Raw genomic sequence first — 4900 nt, 5'->3', positions numbered from 1 at the left:
GCGGCCGTTGACGATGTAGTCGGTGTGATCGCCGTGCGGTACGGCTTCATGGCCGCAACCTTCGCCGTGAACGTGGCCTTTGCAGGTATCGACGGGATGGCAGCCGTCGGGATTGGTTTCATTGACGCTTAAGCTGTGTTCGTCGTAATGGCCGTTGTGTTCGTGGTGCAGATGACCGTCGTGCAGATAGTCGGTGTGGTCGCCGTGTTTGATGGCGGTATGGCCGCAACCGGCGCCATGGGTATGGTCGTGATGATCGTGGATTTTGCAAGTCATTTTGATTCCTCGTTATCGGTGGTTAATTCAAACCCTTTAGGTTACGGACTCTATGTTATCCTTTTTTGGCAACCTAGTAAACAATTTCCTCTTTATTAACATAGTGTTACGGTATATCATCATAGGCTTTAACGGTCGTCTGAACGCGCCATTTCGATATTATGACTCTTGCGGATGTTTCAGACGACCTCCCCATTCGTTATCATTTATAATGTCATTTTTTAGGCGGCTCGGCAGTCCGTTCCGATAATGCGTATAGGTCGTCTGAAAACAATATCAAGATAAATATAGGATTTTTACACTATGTGGGACACAGTACGGCAATGGCTGCATACTCTGCCAGTACGCGAGGAAGTGGTGGAATCGGTGCTGATGGTCATGGCGCTGCTGGTTTTGCGGGGCGTTTTGCTGAACCTGTATCTGCGCCGCCACCCGCATTACAGCATCGAGGAAAAACGCCGCTCCTTGGTACTCAGCCGCAATCTGACGCTGATTTTAACGATTTTCGGGCTGGCGGTAATTTGGGCGACTCAAATCCAGACGCTGGCGCTGTCGATGTTTGCCGTAGCGGCGGCGATTGTGGTGGCGACGAAGGAACTGATTATGTGTTTGTCGGGCAGCATCTTGCGCTCGGTAACGAAACAATATTCGGTCGGCGACTATATTGAAGTGAACGGCCTGCGCGGGCGTGTGGTCGATATTAATCTTTTGAACACGTTGATGATGCAGATCGGCCCGAACCCGCTGGTCGGGCAGCTTTCGGGTAAAACGCTATCGTTTCCCAACAGCCTGCTTTTGAACCATTCCGTCCGCCGCGACAATATCTTGGGCGATTATGTGATCCATACGGTGGAGATTCCCGTGCCGATTCATTTGGATTCGGATGTGATTGTAGGTCGTCTGAAAGCCGTATTGGAGCCTTTGTGCCAACCTTATGTACCCGCCATCCAGCGGCATTTGGAAAACGTGCAGGCGGAGAAGCTGTTCATTACCCCTGCCGCCCAGCCGCGCGTAACCCGCGTGCCGCATGACGACAAGGTGTACCTTATCATCGTGCGCTATGCCTCGCCCGTGGCGAAGCGTTTAGAAATCCAGCAGGCGGTGTTGGATGAGTTTTTGCGCGTACAATACCGCCTGCTAAACCCTCAAGCTTAACCCCATAATCTATTAATAATCAGGAAAATACTATGTTGCCCGAATCCGCCCTTACGCAAATGTACCCCGTCATCATGACCCCCAGCCACGACGGGAAATATTTCCACAATTACGTCCTTTCGCTGCTCAACATCGTCAACACCAGCGCGCAAAACGGCTGGCCGCTGCAAGTGATGATGCAGCGTGGCGAGAGCCTGATTACCCGCGCGCGCAATAATTGCGTGGCGACCTTTTTGGAAAACCAAGAATGGACGCACCTCTTTTGGATAGACTCCGACATTGGCTTCTCCGCCGAAGCGTTCTACCGCCTGCTTTTGGCGGATAAAGACGTGGTAGCTGGCATTTATCCGCTGAAACGCGAAAACTGGCCTGACGAAGGCGTTCCCGCCGGCACGACCCAAGCGGACTTCGAGCGGATGTACACCGCCTACACCGTCAACACAGGCGATAAAAACGAAAACGGCGAAATCGTCCTGCGCGTCGATGAAGAAGGTTTTATGAAAGTCGATGACGCGCCGACCGGATTCATGGTCATCAAACGCAGCGTGTTTGAAAAAATGATGGCAGCCTACCCCGAGCTGAACTACATCTCCGACAGCGACTACAAGCGCGAAGACAAAGGGCTGCACTACCGCTTCTTCGACTGCATGGTCGATCCCGAAAGCAAACGCTACCTTTCCGAAGACTATACGTTCTGCCGCCTGTGGCAGCAAATCGGCGGCGAAGTTTATGTCGACGTCCAATCCAACCTGACCCACCAAGGCGCGAAAATCTACCGCGGCGCGTTTGCCGATTCGTTGCAAACCAATGTCGCACAAGCCGTATTCGCCCCCGCCGGCACACCGATGAGCCTCGACCTCGCCGCCCCGCTCAAATCCAACCCGCGCGGCGCAGAATAGCGTAAAAACAGGGAAAGACGCTTTAAGCCCGACAAGATGGCACTATATCTCCCCTATCGTTTGCCCCATCGTTTTCAGACGACCCCGAATGCAAACAGGTCGTCTGAAAACACAATCGGTTCGCCCGAACGGCAAACCTAAAACCCAGACACACATTATCCCCATTTTCCCATTGACTCAGGCGGCAGCCATTTTTCAGACGACCTCCGTCCGAACCCGCCACCCACACAAAGGAATCCCATCCATGACCAACAACGTACTGCTCCATTTGGGCGAAGAACCCCGTTTTGACGCCATCCAAACCGCCGACATCAAACCCGCCCTGCAAACCGCCATCGCCGAAGCGCGCGCGCAGATTGCCGAAGTCAAAGCCCAAACGCACACCGACTGGGCAAACACCGTCGAGCGTCTGACCGACATTACCGAACGCGTCGGCAGGATTTGGGGCGTGGTGTCGCACCTCAACTCAGTCGTCGATACGCCCGAACTGCGCGCCGTCTATAACGAACTGATGCCCGAAATCACCGTCTTCTTCACCGAAATCGGACAAGACATCGAGCTGTACAACCGCTTCAAAACCATCAAAAACTCCCCCGAATTCGCCACCCTCTCCCCTGCACAAAAAACCAAGCTCAACCACGACCTGCGCGATTTCGTCCTCAGCGGTGCGGAATTGCCGCCCGAACAGCAGGCAGAGCTGGCAAAACTGCAAACCGAAGGCGCGCAACTCTCCGCCAAATTCTCGCAAAACGTCTTAGACGCAACCGACTCCTTCGCCCTCTACTTTGACGACGCCGCACCGCTTGCCGGCATCCCCGAAGACTCGCTCGCCATGTTTGCCGCCGCCGCGCAAAGCGAAGGCAAAACAGGCTACAAAATCGGTTTGCAGATTCCGCACTACCTCGCCGTCATCCAATACGCCGACAACCGCGAACTGCGCGAACAAATCTACCGCGCCTACGTTACCCGCGCCAGCGAACTTTCAGACGACGGCAAATTCGACAACACCGCCAACATCAACCGCACGCTCGAAAACGCCCTGCAAACTGCCAAATTGCTCGGCTTCAAAAACTACGCCGAGCTATCATTGGCAACCAAAATGGCGGACACGCCCGAACAAGTCCTCACCTTCCTGCACGACCTCGCCCGCCGCGCCAAACCCTACGCCGAAAAAGACCTCGCCGAAGTCAAAGCCTTCGCCCGCGAACGCCTGAACCTCGCCGACCCGCAGCCGTGGGATTTGAGCTACGCCAGCGAAAAACTGCGCGAAGCCAAATACGCATTCAGCGAAACCGAAGTCAAAAAATACTTCCCCGTCAGCAAAGTCCTGGCAGGCCTGTTCGCCCAAATCAAAAAACTCTACGGCATCGGGTTCGCCGAAAAAACCGTTCCCGTCTGGCACAAAGACGTGCGCTACTTCGAGCTGGAGCAAAACGGCAAAACCATAGGCGGCGTCTATATGGACCTCTACGCCCGCGAAGGCAAACGCGGCGGCGCGTGGATGAACGACTACAAAGGCCGCCGCCGCTTCGCCGACGGCACGCTGCAACTGCCTACCGCCTACCTCGTCTGCAACTTCACCCCGCCCGTCGGCGGCAAAGAAGCCCGCTTGAGCCATGACGAAATCCTCACCCTCTTCCACGAAACCGGCCACGGCCTGCACCACCTGCTCACCCAAGTGGACGAACTGGGCGTATCCGGCATCAACGGCGTCGAATGGGACGCAGTCGAGCTGCCCAGCCAGTTTATGGAAAACTTCGTCTGGGAATACGACGTCTTGGCACAAATGTCCGCCCACGAAGAAACCGGCGAGCCCCTGCCGAAAGAACTCTTCGACAAAATGCTCGCCGCCAAAAACTTCCAACGCGGCATGTTCCTCGTCCGCCAAATGGAATTCGCCCTCTTCGACATGACCATTTACAGCGAAGACAACGAAGGTCGTCTGAAAAACTGGCAACAGGTTTTAGACAGCGTGCGCAAAGAAGTTGCCGTCATCCAACCGCCCGAATACAACCGCTTCGCCAACAGCTTCGGCCACATCTTCGCCGGCGGCTACTCCGCAGGCTATTACAGCTACGCATGGGCCGAAGTCCTCAGCGCCGACGCCTACGCCGCCTTTGAAGAAAGCGACGACGTCGCCGCCACAGGCAAACGCTTCTGGCAGGAAATCCTCGCCGTCGGCGGCTCCCGCAGCGCGGCGGAATCCTTCAAAGCCTTCCGCGGACGCGAACCGAGCATAGACGCACTGCTGCGCCACAGCGGCTTCAACAACGCGGCTTGATGGTAAGGTTGATGTGATGAAAAAAGGTCGTCTGAAAAGTTTGAACTGGCCCCCAAATCTTGGACACTCATAAAAGCCTATTCAGGCACTCTGTGCAAGCTGGGTTCTGTATGCGACAGGACTCAGCTTTTTCAATTTCAAACTGCAACGCTCCCGGTTGTAGTAATCCATATAGTCATCTATCTGCTTCATCAATTCATCTACCGTCAATTCACCTGCGTTATAGAAACACTCCGTCTTTAACACCGCAAAGAAGCTTTCCATCGGCGCATTGTCCCAACAGTTCGCC

Annotated in this window: 5 protein-coding genes; 3 read left to right on the top strand and 2 right to left on the bottom strand. The window is 54.8% G+C overall.

The features are described 5' to 3' along the window. On the bottom strand, window positions 1–276 hold a 276-nt coding region (locus tag HMPREF1051_RS07540), incomplete at its 3' end, for a hypothetical protein (RefSeq protein ID WP_003766616.1). A 303-nt stretch (window positions 277–579) separates the two neighbouring features. On the opposite strand from HMPREF1051_RS07540, the gene HMPREF1051_RS07535 reads away from it, so the two are divergent. From HMPREF1051_RS07535 to HMPREF1051_RS07525, 3 genes are all read left to right on the top strand, one after another. After that, a complete protein-coding gene (locus HMPREF1051_RS07535; protein ID WP_003766621.1) occupies window positions 580–1431 on the top strand; it encodes a mechanosensitive ion channel family protein in 852 nt (283 codons plus the stop codon). A 32-nt stretch (window positions 1432–1463) separates the two neighbouring features. After that, the gene (locus HMPREF1051_RS07530; RefSeq protein ID WP_003766615.1) at window positions 1464–2330 is read left to right on the top strand and encodes a hypothetical protein; all 867 of its coding nucleotides are present in this window, start codon (window positions 1464–1466) and stop codon (window positions 2328–2330) included. Between the two features lie 244 nt (window positions 2331–2574). Continuing rightward, window positions 2575–4611 (top strand): M3 family metallopeptidase, encoded by a 2037-nt coding sequence (locus HMPREF1051_RS07525; RefSeq protein ID WP_036492462.1) that lies wholly within the window; start codon window positions 2575–2577, stop codon window positions 4609–4611. 81 nt (window positions 4612–4692) lie between these two features. On the opposite strand, the gene HMPREF1051_RS07520 is transcribed toward HMPREF1051_RS07525, so the two are convergent. Continuing rightward, the coding region (locus HMPREF1051_RS07520) for an IS3 family transposase (protein ID WP_036492459.1) at window positions 4693–4900 on the bottom strand (208 nt) is incomplete at its 5' end.

Origin of the sequence: Neisseria sicca VK64, assembly GCF_000260655.1 — a bacterium.
Classification (GTDB): Bacteria; Pseudomonadota; Gammaproteobacteria; order Burkholderiales; family Neisseriaceae; genus Neisseria; species Neisseria sicca_B.
The sequence above is the reverse complement of the archived record's forward strand: the minus strand, read 5'-3'. Positions and strand labels throughout refer to the sequence as shown.